Origin of the sequence: Paenibacillus anaericanus (assembly GCF_003994475.1) — a bacterium.
Taxonomy (GTDB): Bacteria; Bacillota; Bacilli; order Paenibacillales; family Paenibacillaceae; genus Fontibacillus; species Fontibacillus anaericanus.
In genome coordinates this window covers 1-463 of record NZ_RZNY01000089.1, presented here as the reverse complement: position 1 = coordinate 463, position 463 = coordinate 1, and the positions used below count along the sequence as shown (strand labels likewise).

Annotated in this window: 1 protein-coding gene; it reads right to left on the bottom strand. The window is 39.0% G+C overall.

Annotation, left to right across the window (positions count from 1 at the left end; genetic code table 11):
- On the bottom strand, window positions 1-194 hold a 194-nt coding region (locus EJP82_RS27815), incomplete at its 3' end, for a recombinase zinc ribbon domain-containing protein (protein WP_211350295.1).
- Window positions 195-463 lie beyond the last annotated feature (269 nt).

Below are 463 nucleotides of genomic sequence, written 5' to 3'. Positions count from 1 at the left end.
TTCCATACATAACCATCCAGCAATTCAGCCCTGATTGAACGGCTTGGACAGCTAGTTACATCAGGACCATATTTCTTTGGGTTTACGTTTGGACAACGATAAGATTTATATTTTTCGCGTATTCCCGTACTATTATTAGGTCTACCGGAGTAGGTGGTTGCTTCCCACTTCCTTCCACAATGACCGCATCTCATTAAAGACTTAAGTANTCCTTCCACAATGACCGCATCTCATTAAAGACTTAAGTAGATATTCGTGTTTCACATTACCGGACATTTTCTTGTTTTTAATCCGCTGCTCTTGTGCCAGTGAAAATAAATGATCATCAATAATTGACGGTACCGTAACAAGTATCCAGTCTTTTTCATCACGGTAAGTGTATGTTTTCTTAGGGGCTCCTTTCTTTGTTCGTTCGCCCTTTACTTTTTGTGTTTTTCTCCTGTTGTAATATAACTTCCCTATA